The 21465-nt window shown below is 68.6% G+C and carries 18 protein-coding genes and 4 tRNA genes; 7 read left to right on the plus strand and 15 right to left on the minus strand.

Features of this window, described 5'->3' with window-relative positions:
• Nucleotides 1-80: 80 nt before the first annotated feature.
• Together BM109_RS02485 and BM109_RS02490 are read right to left on the minus strand one after the other, a co-directional pair.
• On the minus strand, nucleotides 81-563 hold the full coding sequence (locus BM109_RS02485; RefSeq protein ID WP_093340269.1) for an Hcp family type VI secretion system effector: 483 nt from the start codon (nucleotides 561-563) through the stop codon (nucleotides 81-83).
• A 208-nt stretch (nucleotides 564-771) separates the two neighbouring features.
• Entirely contained in the window at nucleotides 772-1488 is a 717-nt protein-coding gene (locus BM109_RS02490; RefSeq protein ID WP_093340270.1) for an SIR2 family NAD-dependent protein deacylase, read from the minus strand.
• A gap of 165 nt (nucleotides 1489-1653) precedes the next feature.
• Here BM109_RS02490 and BM109_RS02495 point away from each other — a divergent pair, with 165 nt between their 5' ends.
• A complete protein-coding gene (locus BM109_RS02495) occupies nucleotides 1654-2490 on the plus strand; it encodes a hypothetical protein (RefSeq protein ID WP_093340272.1) in 837 nt (278 codons plus the stop codon).
• Between the two features lie 6 nt (nucleotides 2491-2496).
• On the opposite strand, the gene BM109_RS02500 is transcribed toward BM109_RS02495, so the two are convergent.
• From BM109_RS02500 to BM109_RS02530, 7 genes are all read right to left on the minus strand, one after another.
• Nucleotides 2497-2573, minus strand: a tRNA-Asn gene (locus tag BM109_RS02500).
• Nucleotides 2574-2582: 9 nt separating this feature from the next.
• A tRNA-Arg gene (locus tag BM109_RS02505) sits at nucleotides 2583-2659 on the minus strand.
• 7 nt (nucleotides 2660-2666) lie between these two features.
• Nucleotides 2667-2744: transfer RNA gene (locus BM109_RS02510), tRNA-Pro, on the minus strand.
• A gap of 10 nt (nucleotides 2745-2754) precedes the next feature.
• Nucleotides 2755-2828: transfer RNA gene (locus BM109_RS02515), tRNA-Leu, on the minus strand.
• 535 nt (nucleotides 2829-3363) lie between these two features.
• A complete protein-coding gene (locus BM109_RS02520) occupies nucleotides 3364-4197 on the minus strand; it encodes a carbohydrate ABC transporter permease (protein ID WP_093340274.1) in 834 nt (277 codons plus the stop codon).
• Nucleotides 4198-4202: 5 nt separating this feature from the next.
• Nucleotides 4203-5126, minus strand: coding sequence for a carbohydrate ABC transporter permease (locus BM109_RS02525; RefSeq protein ID WP_256222282.1), 924 nt, complete (start codon nucleotides 5124-5126; stop codon nucleotides 4203-4205).
• Nucleotides 5127-5160: 34 nt separating this feature from the next.
• Entirely contained in the window at nucleotides 5161-6435 is a 1275-nt protein-coding gene (locus BM109_RS02530) for an extracellular solute-binding protein (protein ID WP_093340276.1), read from the minus strand.
• Between the two features lie 135 nt (nucleotides 6436-6570).
• Between BM109_RS02530 and BM109_RS02535 the strand changes: the two genes are divergently transcribed.
• The 5 genes from BM109_RS02535 to BM109_RS02555 all read left to right on the plus strand — a co-directional run bounded on the left by BM109_RS02535 (nucleotide 6571) and on the right by BM109_RS02555 (nucleotide 11711).
• A complete protein-coding gene (locus BM109_RS02535) occupies nucleotides 6571-7614 on the plus strand; it encodes a LacI family DNA-binding transcriptional regulator (RefSeq protein ID WP_256222283.1) in 1044 nt (347 codons plus the stop codon).
• A gap of 17 nt (nucleotides 7615-7631) precedes the next feature.
• A complete protein-coding gene (locus BM109_RS02540) occupies nucleotides 7632-8588 on the plus strand; it encodes a phosphate acetyltransferase (protein ID WP_093340280.1) in 957 nt (318 codons plus the stop codon).
• Nucleotides 8589-8597: 9 nt separating this feature from the next.
• On the plus strand, nucleotides 8598-9056 hold the full coding sequence (locus BM109_RS02545; RefSeq protein WP_093340281.1) for a GNAT family N-acetyltransferase: 459 nt from the start codon (nucleotides 8598-8600) through the stop codon (nucleotides 9054-9056).
• Nucleotides 9057-9087: 31 nt separating this feature from the next.
• Nucleotides 9088-10017: an SMP-30/gluconolactonase/LRE family protein gene (locus tag BM109_RS02550; protein ID WP_093340283.1), complete on the plus strand. Its 930-nt coding sequence runs from the start codon at nucleotides 9088-9090 to the stop codon at nucleotides 10015-10017.
• Between the two features lie 197 nt (nucleotides 10018-10214).
• The gene (locus BM109_RS02555; protein ID WP_177239225.1) at nucleotides 10215-11711 is read left to right on the plus strand and encodes a carboxylesterase/lipase family protein; all 1497 of its coding nucleotides are present in this window, start codon (nucleotides 10215-10217) and stop codon (nucleotides 11709-11711) included.
• A gap of 68 nt (nucleotides 11712-11779) precedes the next feature.
• Here BM109_RS02555 and BM109_RS02560 read toward each other — a convergent pair whose 3' ends face one another.
• From BM109_RS02560 to BM109_RS02575, 4 genes are all read right to left on the minus strand, one after another.
• A complete protein-coding gene (locus BM109_RS02560; protein ID WP_093340286.1) occupies nucleotides 11780-12535 on the minus strand; it encodes a helix-turn-helix domain-containing protein in 756 nt (251 codons plus the stop codon).
• Nucleotides 12536-12641: 106 nt separating this feature from the next.
• On the minus strand, nucleotides 12642-13574 hold the full coding sequence (locus BM109_RS02565; RefSeq protein ID WP_093340287.1) for a dimethyl sulfoxide reductase anchor subunit family protein: 933 nt from the start codon (nucleotides 13572-13574) through the stop codon (nucleotides 12642-12644).
• A 5-nt stretch (nucleotides 13575-13579) separates the two neighbouring features.
• On the minus strand, nucleotides 13580-14359 hold the full coding sequence (locus BM109_RS02570) for a 4Fe-4S dicluster domain-containing protein (protein ID WP_256222286.1): 780 nt from the start codon (nucleotides 14357-14359) through the stop codon (nucleotides 13580-13582).
• Nucleotides 14356-17295 (minus strand): molybdopterin oxidoreductase family protein, encoded by a 2940-nt coding sequence (locus tag BM109_RS02575; protein ID WP_093340289.1) that lies wholly within the window; start codon nucleotides 17293-17295, stop codon nucleotides 14356-14358. The genes BM109_RS02570 and BM109_RS02575 overlap by 4 nt, the downstream gene beginning before the upstream one ends.
• Before the next feature lie 81 nt (nucleotides 17296-17376).
• On the opposite strand from BM109_RS02575, the gene BM109_RS02580 reads away from it, so the two are divergent.
• Nucleotides 17377-18318, plus strand: coding sequence for a LysR family transcriptional regulator (locus BM109_RS02580; protein ID WP_093340290.1), 942 nt, complete (start codon nucleotides 17377-17379; stop codon nucleotides 18316-18318).
• Here the strand turns inward: BM109_RS02580 and BM109_RS02585 are convergent.
• Both BM109_RS02585 and xsc read right to left on the minus strand, forming a co-directional pair.
• Nucleotides 18315-19505 (minus strand): acetate/propionate family kinase, encoded by a 1191-nt coding sequence (locus BM109_RS02585; protein ID WP_093340292.1) that lies wholly within the window; start codon nucleotides 19503-19505, stop codon nucleotides 18315-18317. The two genes, BM109_RS02580 and BM109_RS02585, sit on opposite strands and share 4 nt — an antisense overlap.
• 16 nt (nucleotides 19506-19521) lie before the next feature.
• Nucleotides 19522-21333 (minus strand): sulfoacetaldehyde acetyltransferase, encoded by a 1812-nt coding sequence (xsc, locus tag BM109_RS02590; protein ID WP_057597042.1) that lies wholly within the window; start codon nucleotides 21331-21333, stop codon nucleotides 19522-19524.
• Nucleotides 21334-21465: the final 132 nt, after the last annotated feature.

Consider the following 21465-nt stretch of genomic DNA (forward strand, 5'->3'; position numbering starts at 1 on the left):
GGACTCAGCGACGAAGCGGATGCAATGCACGGGCGCGCACGGGCCGGCGCGCATCGCACGCCGGCCTGCACGCGCGGTGCTCAGGCTTCCCTGTTTTCCTTGATGTTCCAGCCGAGCTGGGTTTCGGCGCCCTTGCCGCCCTTGTCGGTCTGTTCCCAGTACTGCTGCTTGACCTTGGCGGCCTGGAACGCGTACTGCACGAACACCGCGTCGCTGCCCTGCTCGGCCGTGTACTGCACCGAAGTGACCAGCACCTCCTCGAGCGTCACGCGCGTGTATTCGATCTGCGAGCCGCCGGCCTTGCAGACCGACACTTCGATCTTGCTCAGGTGCTTGCCGCTGGCGCAGTTCTTCAGCACGGCCGGTGCCGCCTTGTCGATGCGCGCGAGCACCTGCAGGTCGTTGAAGCTGGCCTTGCCCACGCCACCGCCGCCACCGCTGACCATGTTGCCGGGCTGGGTCGCGCCCCATGCGAAGGACTTGATGTCCGTCCAGTCCTTGTGGTTCGCGTCCTTCGATTCGCCATTCGCGCCTTCGACGCGCATGAACATGTCTACCGCCATGAGCTGCTCCCGTGTTGCGTTGAAACCGCCTGGAAGGTAGGTGATGCGCGATGGGCTCGCCAGTGCAGAAGGTCACGGCGAAAAAAGCACTACGCGCCCGGAACCTTAGGAACAATCGGTTCTTTCAAGGGCTTTGTGCGCGACGGCCGAAACAAGGCGACACAAAAAAGCCCGTCATCTCACGATGATGGGCCTGCGTTGGCGAACGCTAGGTGCCGGCTCGCTCCGCTTCCGCGAGCCATCGCGCGACGAGCGTCGGCACCTGCTCGGTCGCCCTGCCGCGCATGAAGACGAAGCCGCGCGGCACCTCCTCCATCTCGAGCGACACCAGCACCTTCTCGGCACTCGCGTGCGCGTACCGCGCGAGCGAGGCGGCCGGCTGCACCGCGAGCGAGGTGCCCACCACCAGCACGCGCGCGGCGGTGGTGACGTGCATCAGCGCCTCGTCGAAGTGCTGCACCGATTCTCCGAACCACACGATGTCGGGCCGCAGCTGCGTGCCGTCTTCGCACAGCTGGCCCATCTCGATCGCCGCGCCGTCGATGCGGTAGCGATGACGCCGCGCCGAGGTGCCGCGCGCATAGGCGAGTTCGCCGTGGATGTGCAGCACCTGCGTGGAGCCGGCGCGCTCGTGCAGCGCATCGACGTTCTGCGTGACGATGACCACCTCGTAGGCCGGCTCGAGCGAGGCGATGGCCGCGTGCGCCGCATTGGGCTGGGCCGCCCAGGCCTTCTGGCGACGCTCGTTGTAGAAGGCCTGCACGGTCTGGGGATGGCGCTGCCAGCCCTCGGGACTCGCGAGCTCCTGCCACGGATGGTTGTTCCACAGGCCCTTGGCGTCGCGGAAGGTGGGCAGGCCGCTTTCGGCGCTCACGCCCGAGCCCGAGAGCACGACGATCTTGCGGGGTTGAACGGTGGTTGTCATGAAGAGGACTCCGAAGGGAACAAGAAACCCGGGGCAACGTCGAACGCACACCCCGACCGACCCCGCCATGCGGGATTCTTTCGAGCGGCGACCGAGCGCCGCGAGAATGCCAGAAGCCCGCCGCGGCCCTTCACGCGACCGCGCGCACGCATCCGACAACGAGCCATGAACAGCACCACCACCTCCAACCGACCGCTGCAGCGCTTCTACCTTCTCGCCGTCGCCCTCGTGGTGTTCCTCGGTTGCTGGGTGGCGCCGATCGACACGCCCGCGCGCGCGCAGGTCGAGGACGGACTCAAGCGCGCCCTGACCACCTTTGCTGCCGCACGCGCGCTCGGCGCGGTGGTGTCGGTGGCGCAGGGCACGCAGGTCGACGCCACGCCCGGCGGCATCGGCGTGAGCCTTGCGCCGGGCCAGGCGCTCAAGCCGCTCAACGAACTGATCGAACAGTTCGCGGCCATCATGCTGGCGGCCAGCGTGTCCTTCGGCATCCAGCTGGTGCTGCTGAAGATCGGCGCGCATGCTTACATGTCGGTGCTGGTCTGCGCGGTGGCGCTCGCATGGATCGCCTGGCGCTGGCACAGCGGCCGTTCGCCGCGCTGGCTGCAGTCGCTCATGATCGGGCTACTGCTGGTGCGCTTCGCGGTGCCGCTGTCGGCCATGGCCAACGAGGGGCTGTACCGTGTCTTCATGGCCGACGAGTACCAGTCGGCGCTCGCGCTGATCGAGAAGTCGCCGGCCGCCGTGATCGACACCACGCAAGAGGCGCAGCCGAATGCGCAGGAGGGCTGGAAGGAACGCATCGAGCGCTGGCTGCCGAAGCTGCCGAACCTCAAGGCCACCTACGACCAGATCATCCGCTCGGCCTCGGACTGGGCCGAGCGCATCGTGAAGCTGATCGCGCTGTTCGCGCTGCAGACCGTGGTGCTGCCGATCGCGCTGTTGTGGATGGCGTGGCGGGTGGCGCGGGCGCTGGTGCGCGAGCCGGTCAGGCCTGCATGAATTGAATGGCTCCCCGAACACGGTTCGAACGTGTGACCTGCGCATTAACAGTGCGCCGCATCTACCAGCTGAGCTACCGGGGAAAAAACGAATGGCCCCACGTGCACGACTCGAACGTGCAACCCCCTGCTTCGTAGGCAGGTGCTCTGATCCATTGAGCTAACGCGGGATGAGGATGGTCTGGGTGGCAGGACTCGAACCTGCAGCCTCCTGCTTCCAGGGCAGGCCGTCTACCTGATTGACACTACACCCAGAAAAAAATGATGCCTCGGGGGAGACTCGAACTCCCAGAATTCCGCTTCTAAGGCGGACACGTCTACCGATTGCGTCACCGAGGCTGAATGTGTTTTCTCTTGCTTGCCGAGGTGAGGGGCCGCGCCATCGCGACCCCGCCTCGTCGTTTCGAATTTTTAAGGAGCGTGCATGAGCCGCCTGGCTTCATGCGCTGCAGCACGATCGCTGCATGGGTCAAGGGTTCGTTGCACAGGCCCAAAACGAAAAGGCCCGGAACCTTTCGGTGTCCGGGCCTCTTGGTGAAGAGCGCTTGGGAGGTCGTCGCCTAAGCGCGTCCTCCACCCGGATGCAAGCTGTGGTTCTCGTTCAGCCATGCAGCGACCGTGACGGCCAGCAGAGCGCGCACGAGCGGCCGGACCGGCATGGGTCGGAGGCTGTCGATGCAAATGCGGGCTGCGGTGGTCACGATGGGTCCTGTGATGCTGTGGGTCGAATCGAAGAGGCGCGGTCTGCCGCGCGAAGGAGTCGGACTGTAAATAGTCTTTACTCCGTCGTCAACACATCGATCGAAAAAAATTTCGGCGCGGCAATGCACGAGATCGGCATCGACCTCGCGAGCCTTCCGATCGCGGGCCTCACTCAACCCTTGAGCACGCCCGCCATCATTCCCTTGACGATCTGCTCCTGCCCGATCGCATAGGCGGCCAGCAACGGCAGCGAGGTGAGCGTCGCCACCGCGAGCATCGCGGGGATGTTCGACGAGAACTCGCCCTGGTAGTCCCACAGCGCCAGGGGCAGCGTGCGCATGCCGGGCGAGCTGGTGAGCACGTAGGCGAAGATGAATTCGGACCACAGGTGGATGCCGTTGTAGATCGCCACCGTGGCGATGCCAGGACCGGACAGGGGCAGGAAGATCTGCCGGAAGATGGTGAACGGACCGCTGCCGTCGATCTCGGCGGCCTCCTCGAGTTCGCGCGGGATCTGGCGCATGAACTCGGTCAGGATGACGATCGAGACCGGCAGGCTGGTGGCGACGTAGGGACCGATCAGCGCGAACAGCGTGTCGTAGAGGCCGAGGTTGCGCGTCATCAGGTAGACGGGCACCAGCGTGACGTGCAGCGGCACCACCATCGCGGCGACGATCAGTCCGAGCAGCGCGTGGTTGAAGCGAAACCGCAAGCGCGCGAGCGCGTAGGCCGCCATCGTCGACGCCGCGACGATCAGCAGCACCGAGGCGCCGACCACCAGCAGGCTGTTTCGCAGATACCCCGCATAGCCGCCTTGGAGCACCGACAGGTATTGGCTCCAGTCGAAGCGCTCGGGCCAGGCCCACAGGCTGCCCGAGAACATGTCCTGCTGCGACTTGAGGCTGGTCAGCAGCATGAAGGCGATCGGCAGCAGCGTGACCGCGAGCCAGACCAAGGCCAGCAGCCAGACCAGGCCGAGAGTCAGCGGACGGGAGCGAACAAGCATGGATGTCACACCGGGGTCGAGAAGCGCCGCGTCAGGCGCAGCCCCAGGGCGGCGATCAGCGTCACGACCAGGAACATCGCCGAGGCGATCGTGCTGCCGTAGCCGAGCTGGTAGGACGAGAACACGGTGCGGTACATGTAGGTCGCCATCAGCTCCGAGGCGCCTTCGGGACCGCCGCCGGTCATCACGTAGACCAGGTCGAAGTAGCGCAGCGAGCCGATCACGGCAAGCATCGCGGCGATGCGGACCGTGCCGCGCAGCCAGGGCAGCTTGATGGTCCAGAACACCTTGGCCGGGCGCGCGCCGTCGAGGCGCGCGGCCTCGGCGAGCTCGCGCGGAAAGGAAGCCAGGCCGGCCATGAACAGGATCATGTGGAACGGAATGTTCTGCCAGCAGACCACGAGCGCCACGGACAGCAGCGCCAGGCGCGTGTCGCCGAGCCAGTCCTGCGCCAGCCCCGGCAGGCCGATGGCCTGCAGCAGCGCGTTGAGCGGGCCGAAGTTGGGATCGAGGATGTTCTTGAAGACCACGCCCAGCGCGACGCTGGAAAACAGCAGCGGCAGGAAGTAGAGCAGCTTCAGCCATTGCGAACCGCGGCCCGCGCGGTCGAGCAGCAAGGCCAGCGCCAGGGCAATCGGCAGCTGGATCAGCACCGAGAGCAGCGCCAGCAGCAGGTTGTTGCACAGCGCGCGCCGGAACTGCGTGTCGTGCAGCAGTTCGATCCAGTTGCGCAGGCCGACGAAGACGCGGCCGGCGCCCAGGCCGTTCCATTCGAACAGCGAGAGACGGAAGCTGTCGACGAGCGGATAGACCAGGAAGACCAGCAGCAGCAGCACGGCCGGCGCCAGGAACACCACCGGCGCGAGCCGCCGCGCCAGCGCGGCGCGGCGCCGTGGCGTCGATGCGAAGACGGAGACGCGCGAACTCACGATGAAGGCTCCTGGTCCGGGCACGGGCCGGTGCTCAGCGCGGCATCCGCGCCGCCAGCGCCTCCATTTTCCGCGCGGCCTGCTCGGGCGTCATCGAGAGGCCGAACAGCGCCTGCACCGTGTCCTTGTGCAGCTCGGCGAGTTGCGGCGGCAGTTCCTGGTCGTACCACAGCTGCACCGACGGCGCGCTCACCACCGTGCTCATCAGCCGCTGCAGCAGCGGATCGGCGAGCTGCAGTCCCTTGACCGGCACCATGCGGCTGTTGGCCAGCCGGGCCCGCACGGCTTCGTCGTCGACCATGGTCTTGATCAGCGCGTACGCGGCTTCGGGCGACTTGCAGGCGCGGGAGATGCTGTAGAAGTTGGTGCCCATCGAGCCGATGACGGCATCGCCCGCGCCCTTGCCGTTCGGCACGGTGGGAAAGGGAAAGAAGTCGACCTTCTTGCGGAACGCCGGGTTCTCGTTCTGGATGTTGCCGAGCTCCCAGCTGCCCATCAGCGTCATCGCGGCCTTGCCGGCATAGAGCAGGCGGCGCGAGGCGCCGGCGTCGTAGTCGAGCCCGTTGAAGCCCGGCGCGAAGGCACCCGCCTGCACCAGCTCCTGCAGGTAGCGGCCGGCCTCGACGAAGGCCGGCGCGGCGAAGCCCTCCCCGCCCGTGCGCGCCGCCGCCTTGCGAAAGGCATCGGGGCCGCCGATGCGGTCGACCAGGTACATGAAGTACATCGAGCCGGGCCACTTGGACTTGTTGGCCAGCGCGAAGGGCGCGATGCCCAGCCCCTTGAGCGTGCCCACCAGCGCCATCAGCTCGGGCCAGGTGCGCGGCGGCTTCAGGCCATGCCGGCGAAAGAGTTCGGTGTTGTAGAAGATGACCGCCGCCGAGGTCTCCTCGCCGGGCAGGCCATAGACCTTGCCGTCGACGGTGGTGGCGTCGAAGGCCCCGGGAAGAAAGCGCGCGCGGAAGGCCTCGTCGCGGGCCAGGTAGGGCGAGAGGTCGAGCACCTGCCCGGCCTTCACGTACTCGCGCAGCAGGCCGCCGCCCCAGTTGGCGAACACACACGGCGGCTGGTTGGCGCCGAAGGCGATCTTGAGCTTGACCTTGTAGGCCTCGTTGGCGATCGGCGAGCGCTGCACCGTGTAGCCGGCATGGCTGTTCTCGAAGCGCTTGCCGGCGTCCTGCAGCACCCGCGAAACGCCCGGCTGGGTCTGGATGTCCCATGCCGTGATGGTCGGGGCGCCCTGCGCCGCGACATAGCCGAAGATGCAGCCGGCGGAAATGGCCCATCCGCCGGCGAAAGACCGAGGCTTCATTGCCGTGCCCACTCCTGAAGGTTCAGACGTCATAACGATATTGTTAACGTTAATTATCTCAATACTGGTAAATACCATGTAATCCATAGCGAAACCGTGAATAACGTTACAGAAGGGCGTTACGCGAACGTTATGATGCCCCGAGTACAACGCTTCAACCTCCAGGACATGGCGCGGACCACCATCACCTTGGCCGACATCGCGGCGGCAGCCGGCGTGTCGGTCATGACCGCTTCGCGGGCCGTCAACAACCAGCCCGGCGTTTCGTCGCAGACCCGCGACGCCTTGCTCAAGGTCGCGTCCGAGCTCGGCTACGAGGGCCACCGGGCGGCCTTCAAGTCCGGTACGCGCCCCCGCGTCATCGGACTGATCGCCACGCGCCTGAACCACCCGTTCGTTGCCGACATCGTCGGCAGCGTCGTCGAAACGGCGGCCGCCGCCGGCATCGAGGTCCTGGTCTATTCGCGCGGCCCGCACGAGCGGCCTCCCTCGGCCGAAGTGCTGCAGTTGCTGCGGCAGTCCACGGAAGGGCTGGTGGTCCTGCTGCCCTACCGGCTCGACCCGATGGCCGAGATGGCGGCGGAGCGCTTTCCGGTGGTGATGATCGACAGCCCCGGCGAGCCGGGCGAACTGCCCTGCGTCGCGTCCGACAGCTACGGCGGCGCGCGCGCCGCGATGAAGCACCTGGCCGAGTTCGGGCACCGCCGCATCGCCTTCGTCGCGGGCGCCGAAAAGTTCGAGTCGGCGCTCGAGCGGCGCCGTGCCTACGACGATGCGATCGCGGTGCACGGGCTCGAGCGCGACCCGGCGCTGGTGGTGCCCGGCGAGTACGACTTCGAGGGCGGCCGTACCGCGGCGCGCCAGCTGCTCGCGCTGCCGCAACGTCCCAGCGCCGTGTTCGCCGCCAACGACCTGAGCGCCTTCGGCCTGATGGGCGTGTTCCAGGAGCATGGGCTGCGGATCCCCGAGGACGTCTCGGTGGTGGGCTTCGACGACGTCGCGGCCGCGGCCCAGGTGCATCCCGCGCTCACGACCGTGCGCCAGCCGCTGGCCGACATGGGCCGTGCCGCGGTCAGCACGCTGCTGGCGCAGATCGCGGGCGTCGACGCCGGCACCACGCGCGTCACGCTGCCCGCCGAACTGATCGTGCGCCGCTCCACCGCGGCACCGGCACGCTGAGTGAGAAGGAGTCCCGCATGACCTCGTCGACCCCCACCGCCTCCCATCCGCACTACGACCGCCTGATCGCCACCGCGCGCGGCCTGCCGCCGCTGCGCGTGGCGGTGGTGCATCCGGCCAATGCCGTGTCGCTCGAGGCCGCGCTCGCCTCGGCAGCGCTGGGCCTGATCGCGCCCACGCTGGTGGGCCCGCGCGCGAAGATCGAAGCGGCGGCGCACGAGATCGGCATCGACCTTTCGGGCATTCCCATCGTCGATGCGCCGCACAGCCATGCCGCGGCCGACGCGGCCGTGGCGATGGCCCTGCGCGGCGAGGTCGATGCATTGATGAAGGGCAGCCTGCACACCGACGAGCTGATGGGCGCCGTGGTGCGCCGCGAAGGCGGCCTGCGCACCTCGCGCCGCATCAGCCACTGCTTCGTGATGGACGTGCCCGGCCATGCGCAGCCGCTGGTCATCTCCGACGCGGCGATCAACATCGCACCCACGCTCGAGGAGAAGGTCGACATCGTGCAGAACGCGATCGACCTCGCGCATGCGCTGCTGATGCCGGCCGTGCGCGTGGCCATCCTCTCGGCCACCGAAACGGTCAACGCGAAGGTGCCCTCCACGCTCGACGCGGCCGTGCTCTGCAAGATGGCCGACCGCGGCCAGATCACGGGCGCGCAGCTCGACGGCCCGCTCGCGATGGACAACGCGATCGATGCCGAGGCCGCGCGCATCAAGGGCATCGTCTCGCCCGTGGCGGGCCGTGCCAACGTGCTGATCGTGCCCGACCTCGACGCGGGCAACATGCTCGCGAAGAGCCTCACCTTCCTCGGCGGCGCCTATGCGGCCGGCATCGTGCTCGGCACCAAGGTGCCGGTGATCCTCACGAGCCGCGCCGATTCGGAAGCGGCGCGGCTCGCCTCCTGCGCCGTCGCGTCGATGCTCGCGAAGGCGGGGCGCGACCGGCTCATCAAGGCCGTGGGGTAGCCTTCGTCCATGACCATTGCGCCCGAGTCGCCCGATCAGCCCGAGGTGATCGCCCTGATCGCCGAGCTCGACGCTTATCAAGACACGCTCTATCCACCCGAAAGCCGGCACGCGCTCGACCTCGCGTCGTTGAAGCAAGCCAACGTGCTGTTCTTCGTCGCGCGCGACGATACGGGGCGGGCCATGGGCTGCGGCGCGGTGGTGCTCGACACCGCGCAGGGCGAGATCAAGCGCATGTACGTCGCACCCGGCTTCCGGGGCCGGGGCATCGCGCGCCAGTTGCTTCAGGCGCTGGAGTCCGCATCCATCGACGCGGGCTGCAAGCTGCTTCTGCTGGAGACGGGACCGTTCCAACCCGAAGCCCTCGCCCTCTATGCTTCGCTCGGCTACGAGCGTCGCGGCCCCTTCGGCAGCTACACCGACGACCCGCTCAGCGTGTTCATGCAGAAGGCGCTCTCGAACCGCTGAGGCCCAACGTCCACGCGCCAGGAGACACCCGATGAAGATCCGAGAAATCGCCAGCGGCCTGCAGTTTCCCGAAGGACCGATCGCCCTGCGCGACGGTTCGATATTGCTGGTGGAGATCGCGCGCGGCACGCTCACGCGCGTGCGGCCCGATGGCCTGGTGCAGGTGGTGGCCGATCTCGGCGGTGGCCCGAACGGTGCCGCGATCGGCCCCGACGGCGCGGTCTACGTCTGCAACAACGGCGGCTTCAAATGGCACACCGAGGCCGACGGCAGCGTGCGGCCCGTGGGCCAGGCCGACGACTACTCGGGCGGGCGCATCGAGCGCGTGAACCTCGCGACCGGCCGCGCGGAGCGGCTCTACGACACAGTCGAGGGCGGCGCGCTGTGCGGGCCCAACGACATCGTGTTCGATGCGCATGGCGGCTTCTACTTCACCGACCTCGGCAAGGTGCGCGAGCGCGACATGGACCGCGGCGGCCTGTTCTACGGCCATGCCGACGGCGCCGCCGCTCATGCCATTGCGCGGCCCGTGATGACGCCCAACGGCATCGCGCTGTCGCCCGATGGCCAGACGCTCTACTACGCCGAGACCGAGGGCGCGCGCGTCTGGGCCTTCGACATCGTGGCGCCGGGCCGCGTGCGCAAGGACGGCTGGCCCTCGCCGCATGGCGGGCGCATGCTCTGCGCCTCGCCGGGCGGGCACTACCAGCGCTTCGATTCGATGGCGGTCGATGCGCTCGGCAACCTCTGCGTGGCGACGCTGCTGCATGGCGGCATCAGCATCGTGGCACCCGACGGCGGCCAGGTCGAGCACCTGCCGCTGCCCGACCGCTACACCACCAACATCTGCTTCGGCGGCCCCGGCCTGCGCACCGCCTTCGTCACGCTGTCGGGCAGCGGGCGGCTGATCGCGATCGACGACTGGCCCACGCCCGGGCTGGCGCTGAACCACGAGGCCTGAAGTCCGCGCGCGGCGCGCGCCACGCAAGCACATTCCCACCGCTCGCGCTTGTACCGAGTTGCTGTTGTCGCGCCCGCGTCAGCACAGCATCTCGGTACAAGCGTGCGCGCACCTGCGTTCCTACGATGCCAGCTCACTCAACAACCAGGTGTGGAGACATGAAACGTCAGGACAGAGGTACGGGGATGAAGTGGTTCATGGCCCTCGCATTGAGCGCGGGGCTGGTGGCATGCGGCGGCGGTGGTGGCGGCGGCAGCGGATTCATCCCGCTGCCACCCGCATCGGGCGGCAATGGCGGCGACCCACCGCCCGCGGCGGATGCGAACGCCTATGCCGATCCGATCCAGACCGCATCGGGCAAGGTGTCGGGCAGCACGGTCGGCGAAGGCGACACGCAGGTGCACCAGTACAAGGGCATCCCCTACGGCGCGCCGCCGGTCGGCAACCTGCGCTGGAAACCGCCGCAGCCGCCGGCCGCGTGGGACGGTGTCTATGCCGCCACCAGCTACAGCAAGATGGCGCCGCAGCCCTTCCCCGCGTCGCCGGTCTACGACGCCGTGCCCGAGTCGGGCATGGGCGAGGACGTGCTGCGCCTCAACATCACGACGCCCGCGAAGAAGAAGGGCGAGAAGCTGCCGGTGATGGTGCTGTTCCATGGCGGCGGCCTCACCACCGGCTCGGTGAACCGCGCGAGCGACAACCTGCCGAACCTGCCCAACCACGGCGTGGTGTCGGTCACGGTGCAGCACCGCATCGGCGCGCTCGGCTACATGGCGCATCCGGCGCTCACGGCCGAGTCCGCCAACAAGTCCTCGGGCAACTACGGCCAGCTCGACCTGATCGCGGCGCTCAAGTGGGTGCAGGCGAACATCGAGGGCTTCGGCGGCGATCCGGGCAACGTCACCATCTGGGGCCACTCGGGCGGCGGCATGAAGACCAACTGGCTCATGGCCTCGCCGCTGGCCAAGGGGCTGTTCCACCGCGCCATCGCCGAAGCTGGCTGGACCACCGCCGGCACGCCGCTCGCGCAGACCGAGCAGTACGGCGTGAAGCTGATGGCCAAGGTGGGCGCGGCCGACATCGACGCGCTGCGCAAGAAGCCGTGGCAGGACATCATCGCGGCCTCGTTCGCGAGCGGCAGCGGCTACACCACGGCCTTCACGGTTGACGACTGGTCGCTGCCCGACACCATCGGCAACCTGATCCTCGACAACAAGCACAGCGACGTGCCCTTCATGGTGGGCAACGGCGGCGCCGAGATCACTGCCGCCAACCCGCTGCGCGGCAACTTCCTCAAGCAGATGGTGAAGGTGCAGAAGTCGCCGATCTACACCTACATCTTCACGCACGTGCCGGTGAACTGGGCCAATGCGGGCGTGGCGGCCTACCACGGGCTCGAGGTGTCCTACCAGTACGGCTCGCTCGCCACGGTCGGGCGCATCTACGGCACCTCGCTGCTGCCCGCGAGCCCCGACATTCCGGCCGACCCGGGCGTGAGCGATCGCGACTACAAGCTCAGCGACGAGGTGATGAGCATGTGGACCCGCTTCGCGACCACGGGCGATCCCAACGTCGCCAAGGTCGGCGTGACCTGGCCGAAGTACGACGATGCCGACCAGTACCTCGACATCGGCATTCCCTCGATCGTGAAGACCGGCTTCTCGACCGTGACGACGAAACAGATGCCGCGCTGAACGCGCCGCCATGAAGAAGAAAGCCGCCGCGGGTTTCGCCCCGCGGCGGCTTTTTTTTGTGGGCGCGTTCAGGAGAAGAACTTCACCGACTCGCGGTCGCGCGAGTACGACGGGCTCTGCCCGTACCAGTGCCGGTAGAAGTGCGAGAGATGCGCCGAGTCGCTCAGGCCCGCCTCGTGCGCGATGTCGGTGAGCGAGCGGCCCGAGTACAGCAGCTTGCACACGCGCACCTGCTTGCGCCAGGCCTGGTAGGCACGGAACGACAGCCCGAGCGAATCGGAGATCAGGTGCGACATGCGGTGCGGCGAGAGCTCGAAGGCGCGCGCGAGCTCGACCAGCGAGGCCTCGGGCTCCTCGTCGAGGTAGCGCAGCACCTGCAGCACGCGCGTGTCGATGCGCTGCGCGCGCGGCAGCTGCTCGACCGCCATCGTGACCAGATCGCGAAAGATCTCCTCGGCCTGCGCGGGCTTGCGGGCGCCCTCGTGCATGCCGGCGAGGAAACCGTCGAAGGGCTTGAAGGCCTTGCGCTCGAGCACGTGCGCGCCCGGCGGCACGATGCTGCTGAAGGCGCTGAAGAAGGGCGACGACGGCGGCAGGTTGATGCTCACCAGGCCCGCGTTCGACATGCTCAGCGTGCGCACCGTCTGCGGCGCCACCGCGATCGCGCCGCCCACGAACTGCCGCCGCGGCGTGCGCAAGGTGAGCGGCGTGCCGTCGACGGAGAACAGCAGCACCGCATGGGGCCTGGAGGTGGCGGGGAAGTCGTCCTTGCGCGAGGCGTAGACGTAGGAATTCGCACTGAAGAAATACAGGTGGTCGATCATCGGAGGGGGCAACCTGTCGTTCGGAAGGCAACGCGTGTTTTTGCATCACCACCCGGCATCCGGCCAGCGTGCTAACCCCTAGCGGCCTCGACGACGGGCAGCGGTCCTACGACACCACCTGGTAGTACAGGTTCTGCGGATGTTGTGCCTGCGCGAAGAAGAACCAGCGCTCGGCCAGCAGCCCCGGCGCCTGCACCAGCACCGCGAGCAGCCACGGCAGCGCGGCCGCGCTCGCGAGGCCCCAGGCCAGCAGCAGCGCGGGCAGCGCGAAGGCCAGCAGCAGGAAGCCCAGCTTGACCTGGCGCAGCGCGAGCTGCGAGGCGCCATGGAAGAACTCGCGCGTGTTGAACGAGCCCGCCGACATACCCATCGACTTCTGCACCAGCTTGTGCGTGCGAATGCCCGTGGCCGACTGCAAGGTGGAGCGCGGACGCAGCCGCGCATTGCGGCGCAGCGTGAACGCGCGCACGGCCCAGGCCACGAGCGTGAAGGCCAACGCCCACGGGCCGAGGGCCTGCACGAAGCGCGCCTCGCCGGCCCAGGCGGCGAGCGCGCAGGCCAGCACCAGGCCCGACGACAGCCCGATCAGCATGAAGTTGGCGATGGTCAGCGGATGCGCCCACTCCTGGATGAAGCGCAGGCAGGCGTAGATCATCGCGGTGCAGTACCACAGCGCGACGGCGCCCCCCAGCACCAGCACGGGCAGCAGCACCGACCACGGCGCCGCGACCTCGAGCCGCAGCGCGAGCCACCACAGCGCGACCAGCGCGATGAAGGCCGGCAGCACGATCACCTCGCGCGACATCCACGAGGTGCGCCACATCAGCACCGCGCGCCAGGCGCGCGTCTTGCGGCCCAGGTGCATGAACGAGGCCGCGAGGCCCGCGACCAGCAGCAGCTCGGCCAGCGCCAGCGCGCTGCCGAGGAAGCCCGGCGACAGCCCGAGGCCGAACAGCACGGCCAGCGCGAGCGCGGCCACCAGGCCCTGCGCGGCGCCGGCCAGCGTGGTGAAGAAGAGGATCGAGAAGGCGGGATGCATGCGCGCTACTCCGGCGTTCCCTGCGCGGGCGCCGCCATGTTGCGGCGCGGCAGGTAGCGGTTGGCGGGGTTGGTCTCCCACTCGGGCATCAGCGGATAACCGCCGCGCTCGCGGATCGCGCGCGAGACCTCGGAGTCGGGATCCTTCACGTCGCCGAACAGGCGCGCGCCGGTGGGGCAGGCCTTCACGCAGGCGGGCTTGCGGTCTTCCTTGGGCAGCTGCTCGTCGTAGATGCGGTCGACGCACAGCGTGCACTTGGTCATGACCTGGCGCTCCTCGTCGAGTTCGCGCGCGCCGTAGGGACAGGCCCAGGCGCAGTACTTGCAGCCGATGCACTTGTCGTAGTCGACCAGCACGATGCCGTCTTCCTTGCGCTTGTAGCTCGCGCCGGTCGGACAGACCGGCACACAGGGCGGGTCCTCGCAGTGCAGGCAGCTCTTGGGGAAGTGCACGGTGTCGGTGTTCGGGAACGAACCGGCCTCGTAGGTCTGCACGCGGTTGAAGAAGGTGCCCGTGGGGTTCGCGCCATAGGGCTCGAAGTCCGCGAGCGGGCCCGCGCTGCCCGAGGTGTTCCACTGCTTGCACGAGGTCACGCAGGCATGGCAGCCGACGCAGACGTTGAGGTCGATCACGAGGGCGAGCTGCTTGGCGAGGGTTTCGCCGGGCTCGGCGCGCTGGCTCGTCGCCGCCCCGCCCGCGGAGGCCGGCAGGAATGCACCGGCGGCGCCGGCCACGGCCTGGGGCTGCGCGGCCCCCGCCACGAGGTCCTTCAACCATTGCATCATTTCCGCCCCCTCCCCGCAAAGTACGTCAACACCTGCGCCGCCTTGCCCAGCACGCCGGGCGCGCTCGGCATGCTCGCGAACTGCGGATAGCTCTCCTCGGGTTCGCCGGGCTCGGCCGGCCGGATGCGCACGCGCACGTCGTACCAGCCGGCCTGCCCCGTGATCGGATCCGAATTGCTGATGCGCCCGCTGGCCGTGCCCGCGCACGGCAGCTCCTCGCTGATCAGGTGGTTGAGCAGGAAGCCCTTGCGCGCCTCGTCGGCGCCCGGCGCGAGCTGCCATGCGCCGTCGGCCTTGCCGATCGCATTCCAGGTCCACACCGTGCCGGGCTCCACCGCCTCGCTGTAGCGCAGCATGCAGCGCACCTTGCCCCACTGGCTCTCGACCCAGCACCAGCCGCCATCGGCAATGCCCGCCGCTTCGGCCGTCACGGGATTCACGTGCAGGTAGTTGTGGCTGTGGATCTGCCGCAGCCACGCGTTCTGCGAATCCCACGAGTGGTACATCGCCATCGGCCGCTGCGTGAGCGCATTGAGCGGATAGGCCGCGGTGTCGGTCGCGGCCTCCTCGAGCGGCGCATACCAGAAGGGCAGCGGATCGAAGTAGGTGGCGATGCGCTCGCGCAGGCCCTCGGGCGGCTGGCGGCCCTGGCTCTTGCCCTGCGCGGCCAGGCGGAAGCTCTGCAGCGTGTCGGAATAGAGCGCGAGCTGCACCGGGTCGTTGCGCTGGCGCCAGCCCTTGTCCTTCGCGAAGTCGAGGTACTCGCGGTTCCAGTTGCGCATGTAGTGCATGGTCTCGGGCATGTGGTACTGGAACACGCAGTTGTTCTGCGCATAGGCCTCCCACTGCTTCGGATTGGGCTCGCCGCGCAGGTGCTCGGTGCCGTCCTTGCCGCGCCAGCCCATCAAGAAGCCGATGCCCGGCTGCGGCTGGAAGTTGACGACGAAGTCGGGATAGTCGGCGTACTTGCGGCCACCCTCGGCCGTGGTGAAGGCCGGAAACTTCAGCCGCGAGGCCAGCTCGATCAGCACCTCCTGGAAGGGCTTGCACTGGCCCGTGGGCGGCACCACCGGGATGCGCACCGAATCGACCGGCCCGTCGAACTCCGAGATCGGCCGGTCGAGCATGCTCATCACATCGTGGCGCTCGAGGTAGGTGGTGTCGGGCAGCACCAGGTCGGCGAAGGCCACGGTCTCGCTCTGGAAGGCATCGCACACCACCAGGAACGGGATCATGTACTCGCCCTGCTCGTCCTTGCGATTGAGCATCTCGCGCACGCCCATCGTGTTCATGCTCGAGTTCCAGGCCATGTTGGCCATGAAGATCAGCAAGGTGTCGATGCGGTAGGGATCGCCCTTCACCGCATTGGTGATGACGTTGTGCATCAGCCCGTGGGCCGACAGCGGATGCTCCCACGAGAAGGCATGGTCGATGCGGATCGGCGAGCCGTCGGGGTTGATCGCGAGTTCGTCGGGGCTGGCCGGGAAGCCCAGCGGCGCCGCATTGAGCGGCGTGTTGGGCTGGATCATCCCGGGGTCGTTGAAGGCCCGGTAGTTGGGCACGATGTGGCGCGGGTACGGCGCCTTGTGGCGAAAGCCGCCGGGCGCGTCGATGGTGCCGAGCACGCTCATCAGGATCGCGAGCGCGCGCACGGTCTGGAAGCCGTTCGAATGCGCCGCCAGCCCGCGCATCGCATGAAAGGCCACGGGCCGCGCCTGCGTGGTCTCGTGCCGCTTGCCCCAGGCATCGGTCCAGGCGATCGGCAGCTCGAAGGCCTGGCGCAGCGCGGTCTCGCCCATCTCGCGCGCCAGCTTGCGGATGCGCGCCGCATCGATGCCGGTGATGGCCTGCGCCCATTCGGGCGTGCAGCTGGCCACGCGCTCGCGCAGCAGCTGGAACGAGGGCGCGACCCGCGTGCCGTCGGCCAGCGTGTAGTGGCCCTCGAGCGCGGGATCGCAACCCTCGGCGATGCCCTCGGGATAGGCGGGCTTCACCGTGCCGCTGGCCTTGTCCCACACCAGCTTGTTGTGCGGATGGCGGCCGTCACCGGGCGGGCCGCGCTCGGGGTCGAAGGCGAACAGGCCCTCGCGCTCGCAGTCGTCGAGCACCACCAGCTGCGGCGCGTTGGTGAAGCGCTTGAGGAAGGCGTGGTCGATCAGCTCGCTCGCGATCAGCTCGTGCAGCAGCGCCATCAGCAGCGCGCCGTCGGTGCCGGGCTTGATCGGGATCCATTCGTCGGCGATGGCCGAGTAGCCGGTGCGCACCGGATTGATCGAGATGAAGCGCCCGCCATCGCGCTTGAACTTGCTGATGGCGATCTTCATCGGGTTGCTGTGATGGTCCTCGGCGGTGCCGATCATCACGAACAGCTTGGCGCGCTCGAGGTCGGGGCCGCCGAACTCCCAGAAGCTGCCGCCGATGGTGTAGATCATGCCCGCGGCCATGTTGACCGAGCAGAAGCCGCCATGCGCCGCGTAGTTGGGCGTGCCGAACTGGCGCGCGAACAGGCCGGTGAGCGCCTGCATCTGGTCGCGGCCGGTGAACAGCGCGAACTTCTTCGGATCGGTGGCGCGGATCTTCGCGAGCCGCTCGGTCAGGATCTCGAAGGCGCGGTCCCAGCCGATCGGCTCGAACTCGCCGGCGCCGCGTTCGCTGCCGGGCCTGCGCAGCAGCGGCTGCGTGAGCCGCGCGGGCGACACCTGCTTCATGATCCCCGAGGAACCCTTGGCGCAGATCACGCCCTTGTTGAGCGGATGGTCGGGGTTGCCGTCGATGTAGCGCACCTCGGGCCCGTGCTCGCCCTCTCGCAGATGCACGCGGATGCCGCAGCGGCAGGCGCACATGTAGCAGGTGGTGGTCTTGACCTCGGTCTGGTCGGTGGGCGTGGGCGCCGCCAGCGGATCGTGCACGGGCTCGCGGGACAGGAAACTGAACACTGGCGGTCCTTTGTTTTCAAGCGTGGCCGGCCGATGGTAGGCAGCATCGATCGAACGGAAAAGCGCAGAATATTGCTCACGATGACCGGAAAATCAGATCAGCAGAATTCGACCCGCCTGCGCCTCAACCTGCGCCAGCTCGAGGTCTTCGTGGCCACCGCGCGCGGCGGCAGCACGCGCGCCGCGGCCGACCGCATCGCGCGCTCGCAATCGGCCGCCAGCAGCGCGCTGGCCGACCTCGAAGGCTCGGTCGGCGCCCTGCTGTTCGACCGCATCGGCCGCCGGCTGGTGCTCAACGAGAACGGCCGCGCGCTGCTGCCCAAGGCCCAGGCGCTGCTCGACCAGGCGGCGGAGGTGCAGGCCCTGTTCAGCGGCGAGCATGCGGCGCCGCTGCGCGTGGCGGCCAGCTTCACCATCGGCGAATACCTGCTGCCCGAGCGCGTGTCGGCCTGGACCGCGCTGCATCCGCAGAGCCAGGTGCACCTGCACATCGCCAACACGCGCGACGTGATCGACGCGGTGGCGGGCTTCGACGTCGACGTCGGCTTCATCGAGGGGCCGCAGACCCATCCCGACCTGGTGGTGCGCGCCTGGCGCACCGACGAACTCGTGATCGTGGCCGCGCCCGGCCATGCGCTGGCCGACCGGGTCGCCACGCACCGGCAGCTGTCGCAGGCCACCTGGGTGCTGCGCGAGCACGGCTCGGGCACGCGCCAGGTCACCGATGCCTGGCTGATCCAGAACCTCGAGCAGGTGCAGGTGGGTTTCGAGCTCGGCAGCACCGAGGCCATCAAGCGCGTGGTGGCCTCGGGCACGGGCCTGGCCTGTCTCTCGCGCTACACGGTGGCGCAGGCGCTGGAGGACGGGCACCTGGTCGAGCTGCGCACGAAACTGCCCGCGGGCACGCGGCGGCTCGCGACCGTGATGCACCGCGACAAGCTGCTGGGCCGCGCGACCGCGGACTTCCTGCGCCATTGCGGCGCGAGCGTGCCGCGCGGGGCGGTGGCGCCGTTGCCGGGCTAGGCGAGCACGCGCGCCGTGTGGCGCGCGATCACGGCTTCCTCATCGGTGCGCAGCACCCACGCACTGATGCGACTGCTACCGGTCGAGATCCGCGCCTGCCCACCGCCATTGGCAGCGGCATCGAGTTCCACCCCCATCCACGCGCAGTCCTCGAGCACCCGCGCGCGCAGCCCGGCACCGTTCTCGCCGATGCCGCCCGTGAACACGATCGCATCGACACCGCGCAAGGCCGCAGCGAGGCTGCCCATGTGCTGCACCACCTGCTCGACGAAATGGTCGATGGCCTCGGCGGCCGCGGGTTCGTCCGATGCTTCCAGCGCGCGCATGTCGCTCGACACGCCCGAGAGCCCGAGCAGGCCCGACTCGCGGAACAGCAGCTTCTCGACCGCATCGGCCGACATGCCGCGCGACCGCATCAGGTAGAGCACCACCGCGGCATCGAGTCGGCCGCAGCGCGTGCCCATGGTGAGACCGTCGAGCGGCGAGAAGCTCATGGTGGTGGCGACCGAACGCCCCTGTGCGATGGCGCACATCGAGGCGCCGTTGCCCAGGTGCGCGACGATCACGCGGCCGTTCGCGGCCTCGGGTGCCTGCCGCGCGAGCTGGTGCGCGATCGACTCGTACGAGAGCCCGTGGAAGCCGTAGCGCCGCACGCCCGCGTCGTGCAGTTCGCGCGGCAGCGCGAAGCGGCGGTTGAGTTCGGGCTGCACCGCATGGAAGGCGGTGTCGAAGCAGGCCACCTGCGGCACGCCGGCGAAGGCCTGCATCGCGGCGCGCACGCCCGCGAGGTTGTGCGGCTGGTGCAGCGGCGCGAGCGGTTCGAGCGCGGCCAGGTCCTCGAGCACGGCGTCGTCGATGCGCACCGGCGCCACGAAGTCCATGCCGCCATGCACGATGCGATGGCCCACGCCCGCGATGCGGCCGGCGCCGCCCTGCTGCGCATGCCAGTCGAGCAGCGCGGCCAGCGCGCCGCGGTGCGAGCGCGCATCGCCCTCGAGCTTCGCGTCGTGCAGGGTGCGGCCCTGCGCATCGCGGATGCGCAGCCGCGCATCGAGGCCCGCGCCCAGGCCATCGGCCTGGCCCGACCAGTGCGCGGCGGGCAGGCCGCCGTCGGCACCGGCCGCGTCGAACAGCGCGACCTTGATCGACGACGAGCCCGCGTTGAGCGTGAGCAGCTGGTCGGTCATGCGCGGCGCCGTCCGATCAGACGTAATCCTTGTACTTGTCGAGGAAGCGCACGGGCTTCGACAGCGCATCGCGCCGGAACGGATCGCCGAGTTCGCGCGTGCACATGATCTCGATCACGCAGGTCTTGCGCTGGTTCATCTGCAGGTCGATGGCCTTCTTGAGCGCCGGGCCCACGTCCTCGAGCCGGTCGACCACGATGCCCTCGGCGCCCATGGCCTTGGCGATGCCCGCGAAGCTCTCGCTCTCGAGTTCGCCAGCGACGAAGCGGCGGTTGTAGAAGTCGACCTGGTTCTTCTTCTCGGCGCCCCACTGGCGGTTGTGGAACACGACCGCGGTCACGGGAATGTCGTGCCGCACGGCGGTCATGATCTCGACCATGCTCATGCCCCAGGCACCGTCGCCGGCATAGGCCACGGCCGGGCGGTCGGGCGCAGCGCACTTGGCGCCGATCATGGTGGGCAGCGAGTAGCCGCAGTTGCCGAAGCTCATCGGCGCGAAGAAGGAGCGCGGCTCCTCGAAACGCAGGTAGCTGTTCGACACGGCATTGATGTTGCCGATGTCGGTCGAGACCATCACGCGCGGCGGCATCGCCTTCTCGAGTTCGCGCAGCACCTGGCGCGGATGCAGGTAGGTGCCGCCGGTGGGCGTCTTCTCGCCCTTGGCTTCCTCGATCACGTCGAGGCTGAACTGGTCGCGCTCGTGGGTCCAGGCGTCGAGCTCCTTCTCCCAGGCCTCCTTCTCGGCCTTGATCTTCGCGGCGCGCTCGGCCTTGGTGGCGTCGCAGGCCAGGGTCTTGGCCGCGAGGCGCTCGAGCAGGGCCTTGGCCGTGGCCTTGGCATCGCCGTGGATGCCGACGGTGATCTTCTTCACCAGGCCCAGGTTGGTGTGGTCGGCCTCGACCTGGATGATCTTCGCCTCCTTGGGCCAGTAGTCCATGCCGTGCTGCGGCAGGGTGCCGAACGGGCCCATGCGCGAACCGAGCGCGAGCACCACGTCGGCCTGCGCGATCAGCTTCATCGCGGCCTTGCTGCCCTGGTAGCCCAGCGGGCCGGCCCACAGCGGATGGCTCGCGGGGAAGGAGTCGTTGCGCAGGTAGCCGTTGGCCACCGGCGCGCCCAGGCGCTCGGCGAGCGCCTTGCACTCTTCCACGGCGTCGCCCATGACCACGCCGCCGCCCGAGAGGATGACCGGGAATTTCGCGGTGGCCAGCAGCTCGACCGCGGCATTGAGGCTGTTCTCGCCGCCGGCGCCGCGCTCCACGCGCATCGGCTTCGGGATCTCGGTCGTGATCTCGCCGTAGAAGTAGTCGCGCGGGATGTTGAGCTGGGTCGGGCCCATCTCGGAGATGGCGCGGTCGAAGCAGCGCGCGGTGTACTCGGCCATGCGCTTGGGGTTGTTCACGTGGCCCTGGTACTTGGTGAACTCCTGGAACATCGGCAGCTGGTTGGCTTCCTGGAAGCCGCCCAGGCCCATGCCCATGGTGCCGGTCTCGGGCGTGATCATCACGACCGGGCTGTGCGCCCAGTAGGCGGCCGCGATGGCGGTCACGCAGTTGCTGATGCCGGGGCCGTTCTGGCCGATCACCACGCCGTGGCGGCCCGACACGCGCGCATAGCCGTCGGCCATGTGGGCCGCGCCCTGCTCGTGCACCACGGGCACGAGGCGGATGCCGGCGGGCGCGAAGATGTCCATCGCGTCCATGAAGGCCGAGCCCATGATGCCGAAGATGTCGGTCACGCCATTGGCGACCATGGTCTCGACGAAGGCCTCGGAGGGCGTCATCTTCTGCACGCCGGTGACGGCTTCGCGGGTGGGTTGCTTGCTCATGGGTCGGTGTCTCCTGCGGATGAAGGGCTGGACGGCGGACTGCAAAAAGCCGGAACGGGAAGTTCCGTATTTCGGGGTTGGCGAATCGGGCGGACTATAGGACGGGTACCGTGCCGCGTCAAACAAATTCCA

Origin of the sequence: Variovorax sp. PDC80 (genome assembly GCF_900115375.1) — a bacterium.
GTDB lineage: Bacteria > Pseudomonadota > Gammaproteobacteria > Burkholderiales > Burkholderiaceae_C > Variovorax.

Coding starts and splice junctions, on each gene's coding strand:
- BM109_RS02485 (WP_093340269.1), bottom strand. CDS start 563: ATGGCGGTAGACATGTTCATGCGCGTCGAAGGCGCGAATGGCGAATCG.
- BM109_RS02490 (WP_093340270.1), bottom strand. CDS start 1,488: ATGACAACCACCGTTCAACCCCGCAAGATCGTCGTGCTCTCGGGCTCG.
- BM109_RS02495 (WP_093340272.1), top strand. CDS start 1,654: ATGAACAGCACCACCACCTCCAACCGACCGCTGCAGCGCTTCTACCTT.
- BM109_RS02520 (WP_093340274.1), bottom strand. CDS start 4,197: ATGCTTGTTCGCTCCCGTCCGCTGACTCTCGGCCTGGTCTGGCTGCTG.
- BM109_RS02530 (WP_093340276.1), bottom strand. CDS start 6,435: ATGAAGCCTCGGTCTTTCGCCGGCGGATGGGCCATTTCCGCCGGCTGC.
- BM109_RS02535 (WP_256222283.1), top strand. CDS start 6,571: ATGCCCCGAGTACAACGCTTCAACCTCCAGGACATGGCGCGGACCACC.
- BM109_RS02540 (WP_093340280.1), top strand. CDS start 7,632: ATGACCTCGTCGACCCCCACCGCCTCCCATCCGCACTACGACCGCCTG.
- BM109_RS02545 (WP_093340281.1), top strand. CDS start 8,598: ATGACCATTGCGCCCGAGTCGCCCGATCAGCCCGAGGTGATCGCCCTG.
- BM109_RS02550 (WP_093340283.1), top strand. CDS start 9,088: ATGAAGATCCGAGAAATCGCCAGCGGCCTGCAGTTTCCCGAAGGACCG.
- BM109_RS02555 (WP_177239225.1), top strand. CDS start 10,215: ATGGCCCTCGCATTGAGCGCGGGGCTGGTGGCATGCGGCGGCGGTGGT.
- BM109_RS02560 (WP_093340286.1), bottom strand. CDS start 12,535: ATGATCGACCACCTGTATTTCTTCAGTGCGAATTCCTACGTCTACGCC.
- BM109_RS02565 (WP_093340287.1), bottom strand. CDS start 13,574: ATGCATCCCGCCTTCTCGATCCTCTTCTTCACCACGCTGGCCGGCGCC.
- BM109_RS02570 (WP_256222286.1), bottom strand. CDS start 14,359: ATGATGCAATGGTTGAAGGACCTCGTGGCGGGGGCCGCGCAGCCCCAG.
- BM109_RS02580 (WP_093340290.1), top strand. CDS start 17,377: ATGACCGGAAAATCAGATCAGCAGAATTCGACCCGCCTGCGCCTCAAC.
- BM109_RS02585 (WP_093340292.1), bottom strand. CDS start 19,505: ATGACCGACCAGCTGCTCACGCTCAACGCGGGCTCGTCGTCGATCAAG.
- xsc (WP_057597042.1), bottom strand. CDS start 21,333: ATGAGCAAGCAACCCACCCGCGAAGCCGTCACCGGCGTGCAGAAGATG.